The organism is Pseudomonas sp. GV071 (assembly GCF_003050835.1).
Lineage (GTDB): Bacteria > Pseudomonadota > Gammaproteobacteria > Pseudomonadales > Pseudomonadaceae > Aquipseudomonas.
Map to the genome: position 1 here is coordinate 158,187 of NZ_QAOJ01000007.1, position 23,872 is coordinate 182,058.

A 23,872-nucleotide genomic window follows, 5' to 3' on the forward strand; every position below is an offset into this window, starting at 1 on the left:
CTGCTGCGCAGCTTAGCTGCGGCTTTGTGTTGCGCACATTAGCGATTGGTAGCGACGTAGGCGAGCGTTGAATGCACTACATCGCGAGTTCCTGCTAACGGCGTGTGGGCCTTTGCAAACTGACGGCTGAATGCCGCCGTGGCCCGGCTGCTGAAACCGCTGGCCGTGCGACTGACAAACAACGCCGCAATGCCGCGCTCCTCGGCGAAGGCAAAACCGCGCTCGGGGCCCAGCACCATCAGTAAAGTCGATAGTCCGTCGGCGCGCAGGGTGGAGCGATCGAGCACCGTCACTTCGGCCAACTGATGGGAGATCGGCGCGCCGGTGCGTGGGTCAAGGGTGTGTGAGTAACGCTGGCCGTTGCGCTCGAAATAGTTGTGGTAGTCACCAGAAGTCGACACCCCCCAGCCGTCCAGCGCCAGCACCTGCTCGGCCACCTGCACATCATCGCGCGGTGCCTCGATGGCGATTTTCCACGGCGTGCCGTCAGGCTTGTGGCCGGCAGCCTTGAGCTCGCCGGTGACATCCAGCAGATAACTGTCGATGCCCAGGGTGCCGAGCAGCGCGGCGATGCGGTCCACCGTGTAGCCGGCGACGATGCTGTTGAGGTCGAGCTGCAGGGCAATGTCCTTGCACAGCTGCTCGCCGTCGATACGCAGGTAGGCCTGGCCGACCAACCCCTTCGCGGCGACAATCTGCTCGGCCGATGGCACCTGCTGGCCACGGGATTGCGGGCCGAAGCCCCAGAGGTTCATCAGCGGTTCGACGGTGATATCGAAAGCGCCATCGCTGTCTTCCCACAGCGTATTGGCGAAGATCACCAGCTCGCGCACGGGCGCGGGCATCGCGGCGCAGCTGCCGGCGGGCAAGGCATTGAAGCGCGACAGATCAGAGTCGGCGCGCCAGGTGGAGAACTGCTGATCGACCTCGGCCAGCACGCGCTCCACCTGCGCTTGCACTTCGGCCTGGGCCGGCGTGTGTTCGCCGGCAACGTATTTCAGTGTGTAGTGGCTGCCCATGGTCGGGCCACCGAACTCAGCAACCTGCGGGCCGCAGCCAACCAGCAATAAACAAACCAGAACAGCAAGATAGCGGCAGGACAAGGCGGCACTCGGAGGTCAACGCGGGCGAGCAAGGATAACGCGCGGGCTTGGCCCTCGACAGCAACGATTGCGACCAACACCTGGTAGCAGTCGGCAACAGTGCAAAAGTGGCCAAACAACTGTCATCGCCAACGTCGTATGCTGGCAACGCATTTGTCTGCACGAGCCCTGCCATGCGTCTGACCTTCACCCTGTTGTTACTGCTGCTGAGCAATGCCCTGTGGGCCAGCGAACCGCTGCAACAAGCCGCCTTCCCGAGCGAGCGCGAGCAGCTGCAACTCAAGAGCCAGACTGTGCTCACCTACCTGTGGGTAGACCTGTATGCCGTAGCGTTCTACACCGACGCAGGCGTGAGCCCGCGCGATGCCGTCAGCCAAATGCGCGACCAGCGCCTGGAGCTGTATTACCTGCGCGCCATCGACCGTAGCGACGTAATCAAAGCGGCCTGGACCACCCTCGAACGGCAACAGCCTGCCGACCGCCTGCAAGCCTTACGCGCGGAAATCGAACCGATGGAAGCCAACTTCAAGGATATCCAGCCCGGCGATCGCTACGCCCTCAACTACAGCGCTGAAGGTGGCCTGGTGCTGGAACTCAACGGCAAGCAGGTGTACCGCAACCACAATGCCGAGTTTGCCCGGGCGTATCTGGGACTTTGGTTGGCGCAGGATGGATTGTCGGAGGAGCTGCGCGAGCGCTTGCTCACCACCCCGTAGGAGCGGCTTTAGCCGCGAAGAGCCGGGCCTGCAAACCTTAACCCCAGATCAAACGCATCGCGGCTGAAGCCACTCCTACAGCGTTGGCGACTCACCAAGAAAATCGAGATAAAAAAACGGGAGCCGAAGCTCCCGTTTTTTATGCCTGTACCGCGCTTACTGCGGGAAAGCCGGAGGATTTACATCCGCCATGTCTTCCATCACACGCACAACCTGGCAGCTGTAACCAAATTCGTTGTCGTACCAAACGTACAGCACAACGCGGTTGTCGTTGCAGATGGTGGCTTCAGCGTCGACCACACCGGCGAAGCGCGAGCCGACGAAGTCGGTCGATACCACTTCCAGCGAATTGACGAAGTCGATCTGGCGATGCAGGTCCGAGTGCAGTGCGACGTAGCGCAGGTACTCGTTCATTTCTTCGCGGGTGGAGGCCTTTTCCAGGTTCAGGTTGAGGATGGCCATCGACACGTTCGGTGTCGGTACGCGAATGGCGTTGCCAGTCAACTTGCCAGCCAGTTCCGGCAGGGCTTTGGCGGCAGCAGTGGCGGCACCGGTTTCGGTGATCACCATGTTCAGCGGCGCGCTGCGACCACGACGGTCGCCCTTGTGGAAGTTGTCGATCAGGTTCTGGTCGTTGGTGTACGAGTGAACGGTTTCGACGTGGCCGTTAACGATGCCGAACTTGTCATTCACCGCTTTGAGCACCGGCACGATGGCGTTGGTGGTGCAGGAAGCGGCGGAGATGATCTTGTCGTCCGGGGTAATTTCACCGTGGTTGATGCCGTGCACGATGTTCTTCAGTTTGCCTTTGCCCGGTGCGGTCAGCACCACGCGGTCAACGCCTGGGCACGCCAGGTGCTGGCCGAGGCCCTCGGCGTCACGCCATACACCAGTGTTGTCGACCAGCAGCGCATTGCTGATGCCGTACTGGGTGTAGTCGACTTCTTTCGGGTCTTTGGCGTAGATGATCTGGATCAGGTTGCCGTTGGCGGTGAGGGTGTTGTTTTCCTCATCAACGGTGATGGTGCCGTTGAACGGACCGTGTACCGAGTCGCGACGCAGCAGGCTGGCGCGTTTCACCAGGTCGTTGCTGGCGCCTTTGCGAACCACGATGGCGCGCAGACGCAGGCCGTCGCCGCCACCGGTTTTCTCGATCAGGATGCGTGCCAGCAGACGGCCGATACGACCGAAGCCGTACAGAACTACGTCGGTGCCTTTACGCGGGGTGCCGTTTTGTTTGCCGACAACAGCGGCCAGTTCGTCACGCACGAACTGCTCGATGGCGCGGCCATTGCCTTCGGCTTTGAATTTGACCACGAGCTTGCCGAGGTCCACCGAAGCGGCGCCGAGCTTAAGGCTGCTCATTTCTTTCAGAACAGCGAAGGTCTCGTGAACCGAGAGTTCGCTTTCATCCGACTGACGGTGACGGGCAAAACGGTGGGCTTTGAGAATCTGGATAACCGAGCGATTGATCATGCTGCGGCCGTAAATCGAGGTCACCACGTTGTTATTGCGGTAGAGCTGACCAATCAGCGGAATCATCGCCTCCGCGAGTGCTTCACGATCAATCCATTCACCAAGACACTGATCAGGCTTCTGAGTCACGGGCAATACCTTCAACAATATGTAGGGGCTGAAAAAACGGGCTACATTATGACGGCCTCCGCAACCGGCGGCAATCTGCAGCGGACGAAACACTGACAGCATAGAGCTCGGATAGTTACAATCGGCCGGGTTAATCCTAACCGGAGCCACGACCTCTCGTGTCCGTATTGCGCCTACCCAGCCTTCCCGCCGCCTCTGGCAAACAAACGTGGGGCAACCTTCCCGGCGCCGCACTAAGCCTGGCGATTGCCGAAGCCGCCAATGCGGCGAAACGTTTCACCCTGTTGCTGACCGCCGACAGCCAGAGCGCCGAGCGCCTGGAGCAGGAGTTGCGTTTTTTCGCCCCGGAACTGCCGGTGCTGCACTTTCCCGACTGGGAAACCCTGCCGTACGACCTGTTTTCGCCACACCAGGACATCATTTCCCAGCGCATCGCCAGCCTCTACCGCCTGCCAGAGCTGAGCCACGGCATTCTTGTAGTGCCGATCACCACCGCCCTGCACCGCTTGGCGCCGAAGCGCTTTCTGCTCGGTAGCAGCCTGGTGCTGGATGTTGGCCAGAAGCTCGACGTGGAGCAAATGCGCACGCGCCTGGAGGCCACCGGCTACCGCTACGTGGAAACCGTGTACGAACACGGCGAGTTCACCGTGCGTGGCGCGATCATCGACCTGTTTCCCATGGGCACCGCGCAGCCCTACCGCATCGACCTGTTCGATGACGAAATCGAAACCCTGCGCACCTTCGACCCGGAAACCCAGCGCTCCATCGACAAGGTCGAGTCGATCCGTCTGCTGCCGGCGCGTGAATTCCCGCTCAATAAAGAAGCCGTAACCGGTTTCCGCGCGCGCTTTCGCGACCGTTTCGACGTGGATTTCCGCCGCTGCACCATCTATCAGGATCTGAACAGCGGCATCACACCGGCCGGTATCGAGTACTACCTGCCGCTGTTCTTCGATGAAACCGACACCCTGTTCGACTACCTGCCCAGCGACACCCAGGTGTTCTCCCTGCCGGGCATCGAGCAGGCGAGCGAGAACTTCTGGAACGACGTGCGCAACCGCTACGAAGAGCGCCGCGTCGACCCTGAGCGGCCGCTGGTGCCGCCGGGTGAGTTGTTTCTGCCAGTGGAAGATTGCTTTGCTCGTCTGAAAAACTGGCCGCGCGTTGTCGTCAGCCAGCAGGATGTCGACGTTGGCGTCGGCCGCGAGCGCTTTGCTGCCCAGGCCCTGCCCGACCTCGCGATTCAGGCCAAAGCCCAGCAACCGATGGCCGCTCTGGAAAACTTCCTCAACGATTTCCCTGGCCGCGTGCTGTTTACCGCCGAATCCGCCGGGCGCCGCGAAGTGCTGCTGGAGTTGCTGGCCCGCTTGCGCCTCAAGCCGATCGAGGTTGAAGGCTGGAGCGACTTCACCACCGGCAAAGAGCGCCTGGCGATCACCATCGCACCGCTGGACGACGGCTTGCAGCTCGACGATCCGGCCCTGGCGCTGATTGCCGAGAGCCCACTGTTCGGCCAACGCGTGATGCAGCGCCGGCGCCGGGAGAAAACCCGCGGCGACCATGGCGACGCGGTGATCAAGAACCTCACCGAGCTGCGCGAAGGCGCTCCGGTGGTGCATATCGACCACGGTGTTGGCCGCTACCTGGGCCTGGCGACGCTGGAAGTGGATAACCAGACCGCTGAATTCCTCATGCTGGCGTATGCCGACGAGGCCAAGCTGTATGTGCCGGTGGCCAACCTGCACCTGATCGCCCGCTACACCGGCAGCGACGACGCCCTGGCGCCGTTGCACCGCCTGGGTTCGGAAACCTGGCAGAAGGCCAAGCGTAAAGCCGCCGAGCAGGTGCGCGATGTGGCGGCCGAGCTGCTGGATATCTACGCCCGCCGGGCTGCGCGTGAAGGGTATGCGTTCAAAGACCCGCTGGTGGATTACGCCACCTTCAGCGCCGGTTTCCCGTTCGAAGAAACCCCGGACCAGCAAACCACCATCGAAGCAGTGATGGCCGACATGCTCGCGCCGAAACCTATGGACCGCCTGGTGTGCGGCGACGTGGGTTTCGGCAAGACCGAAGTGGCCATGCGCGCCGCCTTTATTGCCGTGCACAGCGGCAAGCAGGTGGCGATTCTGGTGCCCACTACCCTGCTCGCCCAACAGCACTACAACAGTTTCCGCGACCGCTTCGCCGACTGGCCGGTGACCGTGGAAGTGATGAGCCGTTTCAAGTCCGACAAGGAAGTGAAAGCCGCCGTCGCACAACTGGCTGAGGGCAAGATTGACATCGTGATCGGCACCCACAAGCTGCTGCAGGACGATGTGAAGATCAAAAACCTCGGCCTGGTGATCATCGACGAAGAGCACCGTTTTGGCGTACGCCAGAAGGAGCAGCTGAAGGCGCTGCGCAGCGAGGTAGACATTCTCACCCTCACCGCCACGCCGATTCCGCGCACCTTGAACATGGCGGTGTCGGGCATGCGCGACCTGTCGATCATCGCCACGCCACCGGCGCGGCGTTTGTCGGTACGCACGTTTGTGATGGAGCAGCAAAAGCCGGTCATCAAGGAAGCGCTACTGCGTGAACTGCTGCGCGGCGGTCAGGTGTACTACCTGCACAACGATGTGAAAACCATCGAGAAGTGCGCGACCGACTTGGCTGAGCTGGTACCCGAAGCGCGGATCGGCATCGGCCACGGGCAGATGCACGAACGCGAGCTGGAACAGGTGATGAGCGACTTCTACCACAAGCGCTTCAACGTGCTGATCGCCTCGACCATCATCGAAACCGGCATCGACGTGCCAAGCGCCAACACCATCATCATCGAGCGCGCCGACAAGTTCGGTCTGGCCCAGTTGCACCAGCTGCGTGGCCGCGTCGGCCGCAGCCACCACCAGGCCTACGCCTACCTGCTGACGCCGCCGCGCAAGCAGATGACCCCGGACGCGGAAAAGCGCCTGGAAGCCATCGCCAATACCCAGGACCTGGGCGCCGGCTTTGTGCTGGCTACCAACGACCTGGAAATCCGTGGCGCCGGCGAACTGCTCGGCGACGGCCAGAGCGGGCAGATTCAGGCGGTCGGTTTTACCCTGTACATGGAGATGCTCGAACGCGCGGTGAAAGCCATCCGCAAGGGCGAGCAACCGAACCTGGAGCAACCGCTTGGCGGCGGCCCGGAAATCAACCTGCGGGTGCCGGCGCTGATTCCCGATGCTTACCTGCCGGATGTGCATACGCGGCTGATCCTGTACAAACGCATCGCCTCGGCCGCCGACGAAGACGCCCTGCGCGACTTGCAGGTGGAAATGATCGACCGCTTCGGCCTGCTACCCGAGCCGACCAAGAACCTGATGCGCCTGACACTGCTCAAACTGCAAGCCGAGCAGCTTGGCATCAAAAAGTTGGACGCCGGCCCGCAAGGCGGCAAGATTGAATTTGCCGCTGACACCCAGGTCGATCCCCTGGTGCTGATCAAGCTGATCCAAGGCCAGCCCAATCGCTACAAATTCGAAGGCGCCACGCAGTTCAAATTCCAGGTGCCAATGGAACGCCCGGAAGAGCGTTTCAATACTCTAGAGGCGCTGTTCGAACGCCTGACGCCCAAACAAGCTTGATTAATAAAGGACTACCGAATGCGTGCCCTCCGTTGTTTCGCCCTGCTCCTCAGCCTGGTTACCCCCATGGCATTTGCCGATGGCCTGTACCAGGTTGAGCTGATCATCTTTCGCCAAGCCGGCGAGCCGATTCCTGCCAGCCAGACCGCTCCGGATGACTGGGCTGCCGGCGTGCAAGGCAGCGCTGCCGACAATGCCCGTGGCACAGCGCTGAATGGCGAAGCCGCCAAGCTGAACCAGAACAACGGCTACACCGTGCTGCTGCACCAGGCCTGGCAACAGAGCATGGGCGAGGCGCCTACCAAGATCGCCATCAACACCGGCAACCAACAGTTTGGCCACTACCCGGTGGAAGGCACCCTGAGTTTGAAGCAGGTGCGTTTTGTCGATCTGGACGCCAACTTCTGGATCAACCAGTTCGATGGCACCGGCTTGCTCACCGGCAGCGAGCGTTTGAAACAGACCGCGCGCCTGAAAACCGGCGAGCTGACGTATCTGGATCACTCTAACCTGGGCATGTTGATTCGTATCAGCCCGCTTTGATCGGGATCGCGCAGCGAAGCCCAACAAAGCAAAAAGCCCGGCATTTGTGCCGGGCTTTTTATTGGACGATGGAATTAGCTGGCAAACAAATACGCCTCAACATCCATCCCCGCATCGCGCATCTGCGCCAGCTTGTACCGCAAGGTACGCGGGCTGATGCCCAGGCGTTCAGCGGCTTCCTTGCGGCGGCCGCGCTCGGCACGCAGGGTGTCGATGATCATCTGGAACTCATGGCGGCGCAGGTCGTCGCCCAGCGCACCGCTGTCGCTACTGTCATCACTCACGGGCAGCAGCGGGCTCCCGCTGACCACCGCCACCAGGGTCGGTGCCGGGCTGGCCAGGGGTGCCAGACCGATCGGGCCGCTCAGGCACAGGTCCTGCGGCTGAATCACGCCACCCTGTTGCAAGATCAGGGCGCGCTGAATGGCGTTATCCAGCTCACGCACATTGCCCGGCCAAGGGTAGCCAGTCAGCGCGTGTTGCGCCTCGGCAGAGAGACGCGCCGGGGCGTGGTTCATTTTCTTCGCGTGCTTGGCCAGCAGACGCTCGGCCAGCGGCAGAATATCGGCGGTGCGCTCGCGCAGCGGGCGCCAGCCCAGCGGGAACACCGAAAGGCGATAGAACAGGTCTTCACGGAAGCGCCCCGCCGCCACTTCGCCAGCCAGGTCACGGTTGCTGGTGGCCAGCACACGGATGTCCAGATCAATGGGCTTGCGTGCGCCTACCCGCTCCACTTCACGCTCCTGCAGCACCCGCAGCAGCTTGGCTTGCAGGCCCAGGGGCATCTCGGAAATCTCGTCGAGCAGGATGGTGCCGCCTTCAGCCAGCTCGAACTTGCCCGGCTGTGAAGCGACAGCGCCGGTAAAGGCGCCCTTCTCGTGACCGAACAGAGTGGCTTCGAGCATGTTGTCCGGAATCGCCGCACAGTTGATGGCGATAAAGGGTTTGTTCGCCCGTGGCGATTGCTGGTGAATGTAGCGCGCCAGCACTTCCTTGCCAGTACCCGACTCGCCGGAAATCAGCACGGTGGAATCGCTTTGCGCTACCCGCTTGGCCAGGTCGAGCAATTGCCGGCTGGCGGGCTCCAGTGCTACCGGGCCGTCGCCGTCGTCTTTGCTCATGCGCCCCAGGGCGTGACGCTCGACCAGTTCCAGCAAGGCCTTGGGTTCGAAGGGTTTGACCAGGTAATCGGCGGCACCGCGACGCATGGCGTCTACCGCGCGCTCAACCGCGCCAAAGGCAGTCATCAGCAGCACCGGCAGTTGCGGATAACGGCTGCGGATCAGGCCGAGCAACTGGTGGCCGTCCATGCCGGGCATGTTGACGTCGCTGACCACCATGCAGAACGACTCGCGCGCCAGAGCATCCAGCGCCGCTTCGGCACTGCCTACCGCGCAGAACTCATAGCCGCCAATAGTCAGGGTATCGGCCAGAGCCTCACGCAAAGCGCGATCGTCTTCCACCAGCAAAACGTTGCTAGCCATGGGGTTACTCCTGGAAAACCGTTGGGGCCACCGAGATCAGCGGCAAAACAAGAATGGCGCAGGTACCACGCCCTGGACGCGAGCGCAGCAGCAGCTCGCCCTGATGGGCACGGGCCACCGCCTTGACCACCGCCAGACCGAGGCCAGTGCCGGTGGTCTTGGTGGTGAAGAACGGCTCACCGAGGCGCGCCAGGGTATTGGCGTCGATGCCTGGACCGTTGTCGCTGATGCACACACGCAGGTTTTGACCACGGGTGTAGAAATGAATTTTCAAACGGGCGTCGCGACCGGCCGCTTGAATGGCGTTCTCCACCAGATTCAGTACGGTGCCGACCAATGTGTCGCGATTGCACAGCAGCTCGCCGCCATGGGCATCACATTGCCAGCGCACGTTCATGCCCTGCACATGGGACTCGGCCGCAGAACGCAGGGCGTCGTAGAGTTTTTTCGGTGCCAGGCGGTCCGGCAGCGGCAGCTCGCCACGGGCGAACACCAGCATGTCGCGAACCTGATGCTCGAGCTCGTGCAGGCGCTCTTTCAAGCGGCTGGCGAAACGTTGCTGCTGATCGACCGGCAGCACCTGTTCGGTCAGGTGGCTGGCGTACAGCAAGGCAGCGGAAAGGGGGGTGCGAATTTGATGGGCGAGCGAGGCAACCATGCGGCCGAGGGCCGACAGCCGCTCGTGGCGAGCCAGTTGGTCTTGCAACTGACGGGTTTCTGTCAGGTCGTTAAGCAGCACCAGCTGACCAGGCTCGGCGGACAGAGAGCGGGTAGCGATGGACAGGCGCCGGCCGTTTTTCAGCGACACCTCGTGGCCATCGTCTTTACGCGGGGCAAAATTGCGTGCGATCACTTCGCGCCAAAGCATGCCCACCAGCGGCTTGCCCAACAGCGCGCAGGCCACGGGGTTGGCCTCGCGCACCACGCCCTGGCCGTCGATGACGATTACGCCACCGGGCAGCACGTCCAACAGACTCTGCAGACGGTGCGCCAGGCGCTCCTTCTCCGCCAACTCCTGCATACGCTGGGCGCTGACCAACGCCAACTGGCCCTTGAGCTCGGTAACCCGCGCTTCCAACAGGTTGTAGGAGTCACTGAGCTGGGTCGACATCTGGCTGAACATGGCGAACGCCTGCTCAAGCCCCTCGCGGCTGGAGGCCTCGATGTCTTCGGCAGTGCTGGACGTTGGGAGTGCGGTTGGCTTCATGGTTCTCTCTCACCCGGTGAGCCGTCATAAGACGGTCAGTCGAGAGAAAACTAGCAATCGCCGTGCCTAAAAAAATATCCTTATTTTTCAAGGCACTAGTTATAGCTTAGGAAATTTCGCGTCAATCATCCGACTGTTCATCGTCATCCCGACGACTCATGCCGTACTTACGCATCTTCTCTACCAGGGTGGTGCGGCGGATGCGCAGACGTTCGGCAGCACGGGCGACAACGCCGCCGGCATCGTCCAGAGCCTGTTGAATAAGGCCTTGCTCGAGGTTGCCGAGGTAGTCCTTCAGGTCCAGGCCTTCGGGCGGCAGCATGGCGGTGTTATCGGAACTGGGCACGTTGCTGTTAAAGGAGAAACGCTCTTCCAGGTCGTCGCGCACGCTGGCGGCTTGCTGATCGTGCTCGTCATCCACCTGACGGAATTTCTTCGGTAGCTCCAGTACACCGATCACGCCATAGGGGTGCATGATCGCCATGCGCTCCACCAGGTTGGCCAGTTCACGAACGTTGCCGGCCCAGTCATGGCGGCACAGCGACATGATGGCGGCGGAGTTGAAACGGATCGAACCGCGCTTCTCCACTTCCATGCGCGAGATCAGCTCGTTCATCAGCAGCGGAATATCTTCCACACGCTCACGCAGCGGTGCCATCTCGATCGGGAACACGTTGAGTCGGTAATAGAGGTCTTCGCGGAAGGTGCCCGCTTCGATCATCTGCTCGAGGTTCTTGTGGGTCGCGGCAATGATGCGCACGTCCGCACTCTGGGTCTTGTTGCTGCCCACACGCTCAAAGGTGCGTTCTTGCAGCACACGCAGCAGCTTGACCTGCATGGGCAGTGGCATGTCGCCGATTTCGTCGAGAAACAGGGTGCCGCCATTGGCCAGTTCGAAGCGCCCTGCCCGGCTGGTGATCGCGCCGGTGAACGCGCCTTTCTCGTGGCCGAACAGTTCGCTTTCCAGCAGCTCGGCCGGAATCGCGCCACAGTTCACCGGTACAAACGGCGCATCCCGGCGTTTTGAGTGGTAATGCAGGTTACGTGCGACCACTTCCTTGCCGGTGCCGGACTCGCCAAGGATCAGCACGCTGGCCTCGGTATCGGCCACCTGCGACATCATCTGCCGCACTTGCTGAATGGCGCGGCTGGTACCGACCAGGCTGCGGAACAGGTTCGGCTCGCGGGCACGCGCGCCGCGCGCCTGGTCGTACATTTCGCGGTAGACCTGGGCACGGTGCAGAGAATCGAGGAGTTTGTTGTAGCTGGGCGGCATTTCCAGGGTGCTGAGCACCCGGCGACGGACATCTTCGGGCCATTCGGCCGGCGCCGCTTCGCCGACCAGCAGCACGGGCAGCTGTTCGTCCCACACGGCGAGTTGTTTAAGCAGTTCCAGCGAGCCACCTTTGCTGGTGACTTCCCCGAGCAACACACTCAACACATCGCGGGGGCTCTCGAGCTTGTCGACCGTGTCGCGCCAGTTCTGGCTGGTACAGGCCAGGTGTTCTTCCCCAAGAAAATTAAGAATCACCGCCAGGTCGCGGCGGCGTTCGCTGTTGTCATCGACCAGTAGAATTTTGGTTTCACGCCACATAGTGTCTGGTTCTGATCCTGGGAGTGAAGAAAGCGCCAATAGCGAAAAATGAAAATAAACGAGAGCAATTGGCCACTAGTAGAGTCAATTTTTTGTACGCAGTCAATTTTATGACGTGATTTTTTCTACCCAGTTCAACCAGGTACGTCATTGTATTGAGAAATTAACGCAGAGCTTTGTAGCTAACCCCTCTAGCCGAAAGGTTAGCTACAAAGAATTGACTAGCCAAACATCTGATAGATTTTGGCGCTTTGATTGGACTTGACCAGCACGGTGAGCTCGTCAGCAACGGCTTCGCGTTTGCGCACACAGGCGGCGGTCAGTTGGCGATACACCTCCACCAGCGCCTCCATTTGCTCGCGCAACGCTTCTTCGATATCGGCGCTGTCAGCCATGGCGGCACTCACCTGTTCACGGCAGGAGCTGTCCAGGGCGCCGATACGCTCCCAATCTTCCTTCTGAAAGGCGTCGATCAGGGCCAGGCGGGTACTTTCGATTTGTTGCAGCACGGAGTTAGCCATTTCCTTTTCCTCACCCACCTTACGGTGCGATCGCATCCCAGCCGGATTTGACTTCACGCAGCAGACCAGACACCTCGACCAGCGGGGTGGGGTCATTGCTTTTGTTGGCTTCCAGCATGCGGGTGATCATGTATTCGTAAACGCGATCAAGGTTCTGTGCGACTTCGCCGCCCTTGGTCATGTCCAGGCCTTCACGCAGACCGCCAACGATACCGATGGCTTTGCTGATCAGTTCGCCCTTGGTCGAAGCCTGGCCACGTGCCATGGCGCCTTGAGCCTGAGCCAGACGTTCCAGACCGCCTTCCATCAGCATCTGGATCAAACGATGAGGACTTGCTTCAAACACTTGAGACGAGACGCTCACTTGTTTGTACTGATTCATCGCCGACATCGCTCTCATTTTGCAAACCCTCGTGAACCGCTGTTTCGATATTCAAGCTATCGGCCAGTTTCGCGGGAGCTTTATGCCTGACCTGAGCTTTTTCATCATCAAAAAAAGCTATCAGCCAGGGCACATGAGTGCAAATCAGCTCTTCTTGACCAGGCCCGGCAAGCTATCAAGCTGCGATGCCAGGCTGTCGGCCGTGGTCGACAGTTGCGATACCAGGGCGTCCATTGCGTTGTACTGCTTGTACAGCCGCGTTTGCAGCGCCGTCATGCGCAGGTCGAGATCGTCCTGCTGCTTGTCGAGGCTGGTGATGGTGTTGTTCAGCGCCGTGGTGCGCTGCTCAAGGATGCCACCGCCATCGGTATAGGGTTTGAGCTTAGTCGTAAGTCGAGCGGCCAGGCCATCATCGCCGGTGAAATAAGCGGCGACGCCTTCGTAGTTTGAGCTGACTGCGGTGGTGAGCTTGGCGGTGTCGACTTCCAGGGTACCGTCCTGCTTGGTGGTAATCCCCAGGTTCGCCAGCGCCGAGATCGAACCGGTCCCCGATTGCGCCGAAACCAACTCATTGCGGATCGAACTGACCAGCGCCCGGGCAGTGGAGTCACCGGCCAGGCCCGCGACCACAGGATCGCTGTTGGTAACGGTGGTGACCTTGGTCAACGAGTTGATGGTGCTCATCATCTTGTTGTACGCAGTCACGAAGTTCTGCACGTTGGTTTGAACACCCGTGGTGTTGTCCGCCACGGTCAGCGTCAGAGGCTTGTCGGTTTCAGTTACGGCCGTCAGCTTCAAACTGATGCCATCAATGGCCTTGTCGATGGTATTGGAATCACTCACCACCGCCAGGCCATCCACGGTCAGCTTGGCGCTTTGCGCAGTAGCAATGGTCTTGCCGCCCTTGAGCGTCGCTTCGGCGACTGCCGCGTCGTACTCGGCAGTGGTGGCAAAGTCAGCTGGGTCCAGGGCCGCCGGTGGAAAGGTCAGGGCTTCCAGGGAAGTACTGCCCGTGCCGGTACTGGTGCCGGTCATGGTGATGTCTTTGCCATCACCCATCTTCGAGCTGGTGAGGACCAGGCGTGAACCTTGGCTGTCGGTCACGATGGTGGCGCTGATACCCGCGGATTTGCCTTGGGTATTAATGGCATCGCGCATGCCGGCCAGGGTGTTGTTGGTGCTGTCGACGTTGAGCGTCAGCGCATCTTCCCCACCCACTTTTATACTCAGGCTGCCGGTGTTGAATGCAGTGGTACTGCCGCCACTGAACGCTGCGGAAGCAATCTTGCTACTGGAAGCCAGTTGAGAGACTTCGACTTTGTACGTACCGGCTATCGCACTTTGCGACGCGGTAGCGTTGAGGGCCGTGGTATTTGACGAAGTGGCCGACTTGGCCAGGAAGCTGGAAGGGCTGTTGAGCAGTGCCAAAGCACTTTGGAACTCACTTACAGCACTTTTCAGCGAACCCAGAGCGGTCAGTTTGGTGGTTGTTTTAGTTTCGAGCTTGTCGATCTGGTTCTGCTTGGGCGCTTTTTCAGCCGCCACCGAAGCCGTCACGATATCGTCAATGTTGATACCCGAACCAATGCCAGTTACACCAGCCATCTCGCACCTCCGTCAAAATAACGTCCCGAATTCCCTTTAGGAACCGATCTGGCGAGTTGTACTCAAGAACCGTACCAACTCACGCTTTAGCCTCGAACATGAGGCTGCGAATGTCTTCCAGGCGTTCAGCCAGTTTCAGCAGTTCCTCGGAAGGAATCTGTCGTACCAGCTTGCCGGAGTCGGTGTCGATAACTTTGACCACGACTTCGCCGCTTGAGTCATCGACATTGAAATTCAAACCACGCTTTACCGTTTGCACGAAAGACTGAATATCAGCGACCGCTGCATCAATACTTCCGCCATCCGCCTGCGCGTCGGTGGTGGAGTCCGAACTACCGCTTGGCTTCAAATCCTTTGCAGCCTGCTGACCAGAACCTACCGCAGTAGCCCCATCGCGGTTTTGCCTGGGGAGAGCAGCAACAGACGTAATGTTGGAGACATCCATTTTAGTTACCTCACAATGGCCAAATGGGAGGAAGGGTCATCCCCTTCCTCCCACTGATTTTGGCGCCTCTTTCTGCGTTATTGCAGCAGACTGAGAACCGACTGTGGCAGTTGGTTAGCTTGAGCCAGAATCGCGGTACCAGCTTGTTGCAGCACTTGGTTCTTCGACAGAGTTGCAGTTTCAGCAGCGAAGTCGGTGTCTTTGATCCGGCTACGAGCAGCGTCAGCGTTCTCAGAGATGTTCTGCAGGTTGCTGATGGTGTTGTCGAAGCGGTTCTGTACAGCACCGAGGTCCGCACGCTGGCTGTCGATGTTGGCCAGAGCGTTGTCGATTACAGCGATTGCACGTTGTGCGCCGTCAGCGGTGGAGATATCCACATCACCTACGGTTTTCAGCGTAGCAGCAGCAGTGCCAAACACCTCAGTACTGGTACCGGTTACTGCGTACGAGACTGGCGAATCGAGCTGCACATAACCAGTCGCAGTACCACCACCGGCCGCTACGTCTTGAGTTGCACTGTAGGTGCCGTCGTTACCTTGCACAGCCACGTCAATGGTACCGGTACCACCAGCCAGCGTTGCGGTACCAAACTTGATGGTTTCACCGGTAGCCGAAGTAATGGTGACCTTGTCGTTCTGCGAGTCGTAGTTGGCAGTCAGGCCCAACTTACCGGAGTTCGAGTTGATCTGGCTGGCCAGGTCTTCGTTGGAAGTCACGCCGACCATTTGTACGGTGTTGCTACCCACGTTCAGGTTGAAAGTCACCGAGCCCGAGGTCAGGTTCACATCAGCCTGAATCACGGTACGGGCACTTGCCGACAGCCCTGCGATGGCGCCGTCAAATTTCTGTGCAACGCTCTTGGCGCTGTCGCCAGACACGGTCGAAACGACTTTGGTCTGACCGCCGCCTACAACAGTGATGTCGTTGGCAGCGAAGGCCACACCGCTACCTGCCTGGACTGTACCGGCAACAGTGGATGCCGAAGCAGCCGATGCACCAGCGGAGTCAGTAGTAGCACCGCCACCGATCTGGTACGAACCCAGCTTGGCAGCAGAAGCATCCTTCAAGGTAACGTCGATGGTTTCGAACGCGTTCGAACCTACTTGGAAGCTGGTGGTACCGAAAGTACCGTCGAGCAGCTTGCGACCACCGAAGGTGGTGGTTTCAGCGATACGGCTCAATTCAGCTTGCTGAGCGGTCACTTCTTTCTGCAGGGCGGCACGGTCAGTGTCGCTGTTCGAACCGTTGGCTGCCTGGATGGACAGGTCACGGATACGTTGCAGAATGTTGGTCGACTGTTGCAGCGCGCCTTCAGCGGTTTGCGACAGCGAGATACCGTCGTTGGCGTTGCGGGTCGCTACGTTCAGGCCGCTGATCTGGTTGGTCAGACGGTTAGAAATCTGCAGACCGGCGGCGTCGTCTTTGGCGCTGTTGATGCGGTAGCCAGTGGACAGACGTTGCAGGGAAGTATTCAGGGCACCGGAAGAAGCGTTCAGGTTGCGCTGAGTGTTGAGCGAAGCGATGTTCGTGTTAACTGTAAGTGCCATTTGGGCGTCTCCCGAGTACCTAGTATTTGCCTGAGCTTGCGACGTTCGGGGCCTGCAGCTCAGGCGCCCCTAGAATTCGCATTCGAAGTGTTTATCGGCGCTTGTTCTTGGAGCTTTAGCAAAAAATTTAATTTTTTTGCCTGGAGCCTTAGGAACACCAACAAACCATATCCACGACTTATGTATCGGCAGCCTGGGAAAAACTGGAGGGTCGCCCCTTACCTTTCGTCGCCAACTGTATAAAAAACAACCAGTAGACCACCTCAATCGGCAGATTGATGACGCCAAACTTTCGGCAAAACCGGCACTTAGGTGAAAACTTCCCCCCGTGAAGCCCGTGCGAAAAAAAGCCCCCGATTGATCCTCGGGGGCTTTCTTCAGTGCGCGGCAACGAAAAAAACTGCCTGATTGACCGTCAATCCGGCGACCAGGCCTTCAGCCAATTCTCCAGGTTGGCGCCTTCGAGCATCCAGTCACGCCGCACAACGCTGCGCAATTCGTCGCCCATGCGCGCGGTCGCGTCCAGATCGGCCAGGTGCATGCGGATGGCATCCACCCAGTTCTTGAAGCGGTTTTTTACCCGAGTCACCGGTAGGCCATCGCGGTAGCAAATCACGTCGCTACAGATCACCGGAAACCCGAGCACTCCGTACTCCAGCAGACGTAGGTTGCTTTTGCAGTCGTTGAACTGGTTTTGCTCCAGCGGCGCGAGTGCCAGATCCAGGTTCAGTGAGGCCAGCTTGGCCGGGTAGTGCTCAATCGGTACGCCGGCATGGAACTCGTGAACGATAGGTTTGAGCGGCTCCGGGCACATGCCCAAAAACACCCATTCGACTTCATCAGCCAGCTCGCGCACCACGTCGACGATCAACTCCAGGTCGCCGGTATGACTCAACCCGCCCGCCCAACCGACACGGGGCTTGCGCCCGACTCGCCGCTGCGCCTTCAAGCCGCCCCACCAACTGACGGGCAAGCGGTTGGCCACCACGCGGATATCGGGGTGCATATCCGCGCATGCCTCGGCCAGCGGCGCGGTGGACACTACAAAACGATCCGTCAGCGCGATAGCGCGGCGCATCGACTTGCGTACGTCGCGCGGCATAGCGTCGCGGTGAGTGCTTTTTAGCGGCAGATTAGGCAGGTAGTCATCCAGCTCGTACACCTTGAACACCGAAGACAACGCCTTGACCTCCTCCATCTCGGCGATCTGCTGCTCAGTGATCTGACGTTGAAAGATCACCGACTGGGCGTGAAAACGCTCCAGTTCCACCGGAAGCATATGGGTATGGCTGACCAGCCCATCGATAAGCCCCTGGTCGCGCATGGCGGCGAACGGCTGCTTGATGCGGTAATGACCACAACCGGTGCTATCAGCGGCGTAGCAAAGAATCTGCGGCAACAGCGGCTGCACCCGGCGGCTGCTGTAGTCGAACAGAAAGCCCGAGTTGCTCAGCGACAGGTTCGGGTTGTATGCCGGGTCACTCGCCAACTCCGGCAGCCAGCGGTGGTACATCTCATTGCGCTCGGCCTTGAACGCCGTTTGCCGAGCCAGGGCACCATCAATGGCCAGGGCCGGCAGTTCGATGCCGTTGCGCACCACCACGCTGTGGGGCGTCCAGACGTTGAGAAAACCGGCGGCACGCATGCGCAGACACAGATCGACATCGCCATAGAAGGCAGACAAATGCTGCTCATCCATGCCGCCCACCTCGACCAATAGTTCACGGCGCACCATCAGGCAGGCGGCGCCCACCGCGCTGTAGTTCTGCGCCACCTGCAGTCGGTTCATATAGCCGGGGGAATCCCCCGCTTCGCCGGCAAAACCGCGTCCGGCCACATCGTGCAGACCGAGAATGATGCCGGCCTGCTCGATCCTGCCCTGCGGGTCGAGGACCTTGGCCCCCACCACGCCGACCTCAGGACGCTGCGCATGGTTGAGCAATTGTTCCAGCCAATCCTCCTGAACAACCTGTACGTCGTGGCTCAACAGCAGCAGATACTCTGCCTCCACGGTGGCTGCCACGGCGTTCACCATGGCGGCGAAATTGAACTCGCCGTCAAAGCGCCAGACTCGCACCTGCTCGTTGTTCAGCGCCTCGACGCTGGCCAGCCAACTGCAGGCCTGGGCGTCCTGGCTGCCACAGTCGACCAGCAACAGCTCGTAGTTGGCGTAACGGGTTTTCTCCAGCAGGGTATCGACGCAGCGCTGCACCAACGGCAAGTGGTCACGCACGGCCACGACAATGGACACCTTGGGTTGCTGAGGGTGGCCGTAATCGATGTAGTAGCGCCCCGGCAGGAACGCCTGCACCGTGGCCTGATAACCCCGCGCCGCCAGGTGCTGCTCCAGCGCTACTTGCTCGGCCGGGTTGAACGCCAGGCTGGGCAGGTCGGCAATCAGCAGCACTTCCGGTACGCGGTGCAAGCCTTGACCGGCGCAGCCCTGCACCAGGCGCAACTGCAGGTCCAGCTGGAAGGCCTCAGCGAACAGCGGGTTAAAGCCGTCCAGCTCGACCACACTGCGTTGGCGAAACGCCCAATGCCGCCCGACCATGGCAGGAAAACTCAGCAGCAGGTCGAGGTTGAAATCCGGCTTGAACAGCCCGCCGATGGCGCCCAGCGGGGTACGTTGCAATTCATCGCAGAAGAACGCGTGGGCGACCTCGCCAGTGTGCGGCTCGGCGGCTTGAGCTTCGGCCAACTGCAGGCACAGCAGGAGCAAACCGGCCTGGGTAAATTCAACGCCGGCCTCGACGATGATCAGCCAGTCAAACGGCGCCACGCCCTGCTCGCCCACGGTGTAGGCGTTCACCGCTTCGACCAGCGTCTCGGCACTGATCTGAAACTGATCTACCTCGGTTTCCCCAGCAACGGCTGCGGCCGTGCTGAATACCGCGGTTTTGATCGGCGCCGGCAACGCCCGCTGCAGGCTGTGCAGTGTGGCGCGCAAGGCCGTGGCATTGCCCTGGCTGTCGAGCACAAGCACGCCCAACACCGGCCGTTGCACCTGGCAGCGCTGCAAGCGCTCGGCAATCAGGGCGCGCTCGCTGGCAATCGGCAGACGTGCCTCCAACCAGGTCAGCAGCTTGGGCACCAGACCGACCGCCATTTCGCTCATCAACTCGGCTACCCGCGCACTGGCCAGGCCATCGATTCCCAGGTTGAAATACGGCAAGCCCGCGGTGGCACGCGCCACCTGCGCGGCACGAAACTCGGAATCCACCAGCAAGCGCCCGATCGCCTCGGCCAAGCCCGAGGCCTCGACATCGGTGACCCCTGCCCGCGCGTCATAGCAAGGCCCGAACACGCTGTTGGCCGGGTGCTGCAGGTTGATCGCCGGCGTGCCGCAGAGCATGGCCTCGACACAGTAATTGGAGTCAATAGCGATCAGCACATCGGCGGCAGCCGCCCACAACGGCGCGTCGTCGACCAGATAGAAGTAATAGGCAGGATCGGCACCCCGCTCGGCCAATAGTTCTTTGAAGCGACGCTCGCCGAAGTGGTAGTTGGGCGGCCGGTCTTTGACGATCGGGTTGCACAGCACGCCATCGCGGCGCAGCGCCTCGCAGGCGTCAATAAAGTTGCCCACGGTCTGGCCGAATATGCCCTCGTCGCCCTGGGCCGTCAGGCTGCTGGTCCAGGTGGTGCCGAACACCACAATGGGTTGGCCTGCACGCAGCGCATATTTTTCCCGCAGCTCGCCATTGCGCAGCCCTCGCTCGCCCCGCAGCTTGACGAACTTGTCCCAGGCCGGGTTGCCAGTCACGCACATACGCTCGGCCGGCACCCCGTAGTCCAGATAGCCCTCCAGCCCACGCTGGCCGTACACCGCGTGTTTATCCGCGGTGAGTTGGGCATGCACGGTGTGAGGATCATTCAAGGCCAGCGCGTGGGACAGGTGTAACGACGGTATGCCCTGTTCACGCGCCCACAGCATGCCGACCTTGGCCACGCTCATGACATCTTCGCTGGCGATCATCAGGCACAGTCGGTAACTCTCCTGTGCCAGCTCCAGGCCTTGCAACAGGGTCAGCAGCAGCGGCAGTTCAACATGCAGACGGGCGCCGAGTACCGGCACGAGCGCCGGGCTGTCTTCCCCTTCCAGGGTGCTCAGCGGGCTTTCCAGATAAGTGTTGATCCGCTGGCGCAAAGGCGCGAGCTCGGCGTTGATGCGCGCGGCACCGGCCGGCCCCAGTTCATGATCAACCACGAACAGCTTGGCCCCGACCTCGTTGACCACATCCAGCAACGCCTGGGTCGCGTAGGGCGACAAGGTGACCACCGTCAGCGGCCCGTGGCGGCGGAAGAACTCGCGCAACACGCCTAGTTGGGATTCCCAGAGAAAACAAACAATCGCAGACGACTTCACGAGCTGACTCCGCTGTGGGTCTTGAAGTATTCACGCAACAGGCTGGTGGCCAGTTGGTAGTCCAGGCCGGCCGCCAGATTGACCTGCTGGCGCAGCAATTGATCGCCGGCCCAGTCATGCACGATGGCCATGTTGCGTTGATCAATGGCATCGGCGCCAAGCCAGTGCTGCAGTTGCTGTTGAGTCTGTTGATCCAGGTAGGCCTGGGGCTCGAAGCCGGGCCGGTAAGCCGCCAAGGCACGGAGCAGCAGGTACAGCACATGGCGGGTACGCAGGGAAATTGCGTGCGCCGCGCCCTGTTCGGCGAACTGCGCGGCCGTCAAACCAAGCAGCGTCTCGATGCCGGCCAGCGTCGGGCTATCGACCACCGCCTCGAGCGCGGCCAAGCGCGTCAGCCACTGCACGTTGACGGCAGGGTCGGGGCGCTTTTCCAAGCTCACCAGGTAACGACCACTGGCTACCGGCGAGAGCTTGGCCAGTACCTGCTGTTCCAGCAACAGGGCCAGGGCATGCAGGTGCTCATCGCTTTCCAGCCAGGACAGCAGACGCAACCATTTGAACCGATGGGGCAAGGCGCGATACAGCAAGGCGTTGTCCCACAGCCCGGCGTAGGGCTCCAGGGCAACCAGGCTCAGCCCCCGTGCGGAGGCCAGGGCCAGCAGGTCGCTGGGCGCACAGAACGCGGTGGCCTGATCCTCACGGGCGTTTTCCGGCCACTGCTCCATATCGCCCGCAAACGCCGCCTGCCAATGGGCCGGCGAACGCAAATCCAGCACCAGCCGTCCGCCGGGGCGCAGCGCTTCGGCACAGGTGTCGAGCAGCTGTGGCAACTGGCGGTTCGCCGCCAGCGCAGCAAAGGCGACTATGGCCTCCTGGCTCCCAGGCTGCAGGGCTGCTGCGTCCGCGCCGTTCAGCGTCAGCGCCGCGCCGCCGCTCAACTGGCGCTGGGCGAAAGACTGCTCGACACTCTGGCGCAACCGGCTGATGCCGGCATTGGCAAACAGCTGCGGCCCGCTGGAAAGCTGCAGCTGGGTATTGACCCAGTCAGGCGTGTTCGAAGTTTGAGTCATGGTGATCTGGCTCGTTGCGGTGACGACTGGCAGTCATCACTCAGTGAAAATTCAGGCGGCGCCCGAGAACAAAGGCTTCTGCCGCGTCTACCCCAACCGTTGCCCCGCGCCACCGCGCCAGGTGCTCGACAGCGCGTACCGAACGCGGGTGCGGCCAGGCGCGCATCTCCATGGCATAGGCATCCAGGGCACGCAGCTTGGCGTCCAGGGTCTGGGAAATATCGTTGAACCAGTTCGGTAGAAACGCCGGCGCACTATGGGGAATCTGCCACTCGGTAGAAGACGCCACCTCGAAAAAAAGCAGCGTGTGCACCGGATGCCCCGGCTGCGGCCGGCAAGCGGTTACCACTGCCTCGTGCAGCAAACGGTGGTCGATATTCACGTCACCGCTCCAGTGCCCATAGACCACGCCGGGCTGGTGACGCTGCACCAGGGCTTCGACCTTTTGCACGATATCCAGCAGGTCCAGGCTATCGAGACGGTTGTCCGGCAGGTCGAAGCATTCCAGGCTGGCGACCCCCAGGATGGCATTGGCGTTTTTGCAGGCGCTGCGCAGCGCGGCTTGCTCGGCCTCAGCGGGCGTGCCGCGGCTGAACAGCCCTTGCGCCATGATCGCCACATGCACCTGATCACCGCGGGCGGCATGCCAGGCGATGGTGCCGCCGCAGCCCAACACTTCATCGTCGGGATGGGCGGCGATCACCAATACGGTTTCCTGCGTCATTGCGCCTCCTGGAGCAAATCCGGTTGGCCGAAGCGCTGTTGCAACTGCCGGGCAGTTTCCAGCAGCACATCAGTCATAAAAAAAGCGTCCGAAGCGTTACGCCCACACAGCAGCAGCCGCTCGGACAAACCTGAGACCTGCTCACGCAACGCTTGCTGCGCGGCCTCCTGGGCCAGGGTCACTTCGGGAAACCCATTGGTGATCGCCTGCTCCGCCACCACGCGAACCACACAATCGGCAGTCAGCAAGCCGGCCGCACGCAGTTCCGCGATCACCGCCTGGCCCTGCTCGACCGGCGTTTCATCGCCGCGTTCGAGGGCTTCCACCGTCACCCGCCAAGGCTCGCCGGGGCGCGGTAAAAAGTTGTCGTAGAAGGTGACGCGAAAGGCCCGCGCGCCGACCTGGTTGAGATAAACGTAGTGACAATCACAGCCCGGCGCCTGATCGAGCAGCAGATGAAACAGCCGAATCGGCAGGAACCGCGGCGGCCCACCCGTACTCGGCAGCCCCAGTGCGCGGGCGAGAAACGCCACCGGCGCAGTCCAGACCAATTGTTCGAAGTCATGCTGACTGCCATCGGCGAGCAGCAAGTGCCCGCTGTTCAGGTCCACGCTGCGGATGTCGGCACCGGTCAGCAACTGCCCGCCCCGGGCGACCAGTTGCTCACACAAGGCCGTGGTCCACGCGCCCATGCCGCCTTCACTCGGGTAGCAATGGCGAATCGCGCTGCGCCCTTCGGTGTAGTCGGCAAAGCCCACCTTGCTGTCGTACAGAGGCGAGCGCTTGAGCTCGCGGCAGGCCTGCGGCGAGCCGGCGATCACCCGCCCATAGCCGAGAAACAGGTGGGCCTTGCTGCTGAGCTGTTCCAGGCTGGCCTGGTAAAAACGCCCGAGCAGCGGCTTGAACACGCGCTGCACCAGCGCCGCGCCAAAATGCTGGTGCAAGGCCTGATCGAGATTGGCCACCGCTTGCGGTGGCTCCGCCGCACTGATCAAGTCCGCCAGGCAGGCCTGGTAGTCCTCTCGCGGCAAGCGGGTGAGGTCGAGAAACTGGCTACGTGTATTCAGCACGCCCTGGAACACATTGCCGACCTTGAGCACCGGCACGTCCTGCCAGGTCAGCCCGAGGTTGTCGAACATCAGCCCGTCCACCACCGGTTGGCCGGTGAACGCCGGGATATGGGTGCCCAGGTCAAACACATGGCCGTCGCCAACCTGCTGCGAGCGCAACAAGCCACCGCAAGCCTCAGCGCGCTCCAGCAACAGCACCGGTTTGCCACAGGCCTGCAGCCAGCGTGCCGCCAACAGCCCGGCAACGCCACCGCCCACCACCACAATCGGTTTGGCCAT

At 61.1% G+C, this 23,872-nt stretch carries 17 protein-coding genes; 3 read left to right on the plus strand and 14 right to left on the minus strand.

The window, feature by feature from the left end; all coding sequences use genetic code 11:
* Positions 1 to 38 precede the first annotated feature (38 nt).
* On the minus strand, positions 39 to 1,103 hold the full coding sequence (locus tag C8K61_RS15160; RefSeq protein ID WP_256589446.1) for an FAD:protein FMN transferase: 1,065 nt from the start codon (positions 1,101 to 1,103) through the stop codon (positions 39 to 41).
* A 173-nt stretch (positions 1,104 to 1,276) separates the two neighbouring features.
* On the opposite strand from C8K61_RS15160, the gene C8K61_RS15165 reads away from it, so the two are divergent.
* Positions 1,277 to 1,819, plus strand: a complete 543-nt coding sequence (locus C8K61_RS15165) for a chalcone isomerase family protein (protein WP_108097272.1) — start codon at positions 1,277 to 1,279, stop codon at positions 1,817 to 1,819.
* Positions 1,820 to 1,975: 156 nt separating this feature from the next.
* Here the strand turns inward: C8K61_RS15165 and C8K61_RS15170 are convergent, their stop codons facing one another.
* Positions 1,976 to 3,424 (minus strand): glyceraldehyde-3-phosphate dehydrogenase, encoded by a 1,449-nt coding sequence (locus C8K61_RS15170; RefSeq protein ID WP_108097273.1) that lies wholly within the window; start codon positions 3,422 to 3,424, stop codon positions 1,976 to 1,978.
* Positions 3,425 to 3,582: 158 nt separating this feature from the next.
* Here C8K61_RS15170 and mfd point away from each other — a divergent pair, with 158 nt between their 5' ends.
* The gene (mfd, locus tag C8K61_RS15175; RefSeq protein ID WP_108097106.1) at positions 3,583 to 7,032 is read left to right on the plus strand and encodes a transcription-repair coupling factor; all 3,450 of its coding nucleotides are present in this window, start codon (positions 3,583 to 3,585) and stop codon (positions 7,030 to 7,032) included.
* Positions 7,033 to 7,050: 18 nt separating this feature from the next.
* Positions 7,051 to 7,575, plus strand: a complete 525-nt coding sequence (locus C8K61_RS15180; protein ID WP_108097107.1) for a peptidoglycan binding protein CsiV — start codon at positions 7,051 to 7,053, stop codon at positions 7,573 to 7,575.
* Positions 7,576 to 7,649: 74 nt separating this feature from the next.
* Here the strand turns inward: C8K61_RS15180 and C8K61_RS15185 are convergent, their stop codons facing one another.
* The 12 genes from C8K61_RS15185 to C8K61_RS15240 form a co-directional block, all read right to left on the minus strand.
* On the minus strand, positions 7,650 to 9,059 hold the full coding sequence (locus C8K61_RS15185; RefSeq protein WP_108097108.1) for a sigma-54 dependent transcriptional regulator: 1,410 nt from the start codon (positions 9,057 to 9,059) through the stop codon (positions 7,650 to 7,652).
* A 4-nt stretch (positions 9,060 to 9,063) separates the two neighbouring features.
* The gene (locus tag C8K61_RS15190) at positions 9,064 to 10,266 is read right to left on the minus strand and encodes a PAS domain-containing sensor histidine kinase (RefSeq protein WP_108097109.1); all 1,203 of its coding nucleotides are present in this window, start codon (positions 10,264 to 10,266) and stop codon (positions 9,064 to 9,066) included.
* A 121-nt stretch (positions 10,267 to 10,387) separates the two neighbouring features.
* A complete protein-coding gene (locus C8K61_RS15195; protein WP_108097110.1) occupies positions 10,388 to 11,860 on the minus strand; it encodes a sigma-54 dependent transcriptional regulator in 1,473 nt (490 codons plus the stop codon).
* 221 nt (positions 11,861 to 12,081) lie between these two features.
* Positions 12,082 to 12,381, minus strand: coding sequence for a flagellar protein FliT (gene fliT, locus C8K61_RS15200; protein WP_108097111.1), 300 nt, complete (start codon positions 12,379 to 12,381; stop codon positions 12,082 to 12,084).
* A 19-nt stretch (positions 12,382 to 12,400) separates the two neighbouring features.
* Complete coding sequence (gene fliS / locus C8K61_RS15205) at positions 12,401 to 12,781, minus strand: flagellar export chaperone FliS (protein WP_108097112.1); 381 nt, start codon at positions 12,779 to 12,781, stop codon at positions 12,401 to 12,403.
* A gap of 126 nt (positions 12,782 to 12,907) precedes the next feature.
* Positions 12,908 to 14,368, minus strand: a complete 1,461-nt coding sequence (gene fliD, locus C8K61_RS15210) for a flagellar filament capping protein FliD (RefSeq protein ID WP_108097113.1) — start codon at positions 14,366 to 14,368, stop codon at positions 12,908 to 12,910.
* Positions 14,369 to 14,447: 79 nt separating this feature from the next.
* Positions 14,448 to 14,813 (minus strand): flagellar protein FlaG, encoded by a 366-nt coding sequence (locus tag C8K61_RS15215; protein ID WP_108097114.1) that lies wholly within the window; start codon positions 14,811 to 14,813, stop codon positions 14,448 to 14,450.
* 77 nt (positions 14,814 to 14,890) lie between these two features.
* The gene (locus tag C8K61_RS15220) at positions 14,891 to 16,360 is read right to left on the minus strand and encodes a flagellin (RefSeq protein ID WP_108097115.1); all 1,470 of its coding nucleotides are present in this window, start codon (positions 16,358 to 16,360) and stop codon (positions 14,891 to 14,893) included.
* A gap of 415 nt (positions 16,361 to 16,775) precedes the next feature.
* On the minus strand, positions 16,776 to 20,729 hold the full coding sequence (locus tag C8K61_RS15225; protein WP_146174293.1) for a glycosyltransferase: 3,954 nt from the start codon (positions 20,727 to 20,729) through the stop codon (positions 16,776 to 16,778).
* On the minus strand, positions 20,726 to 21,799 hold the full coding sequence (locus C8K61_RS15230) for a hypothetical protein (protein WP_108097117.1): 1,074 nt from the start codon (positions 21,797 to 21,799) through the stop codon (positions 20,726 to 20,728). Before C8K61_RS15230 ends, C8K61_RS15225 begins: the two co-directional genes overlap by 4 nt.
* Before the next feature lie 40 nt (positions 21,800 to 21,839).
* Positions 21,840 to 22,523: a PIG-L deacetylase family protein gene (locus tag C8K61_RS15235; protein WP_108097118.1), complete on the minus strand. Its 684-nt coding sequence runs from the start codon at positions 22,521 to 22,523 to the stop codon at positions 21,840 to 21,842.
* Positions 22,520 to 23,872: an FAD-dependent oxidoreductase gene (locus C8K61_RS15240; RefSeq protein ID WP_108097119.1), complete on the minus strand. Its 1,353-nt coding sequence runs from the start codon at positions 23,870 to 23,872 to the stop codon at positions 22,520 to 22,522. Before C8K61_RS15240 ends, C8K61_RS15235 begins: the two co-directional genes overlap by 4 nt.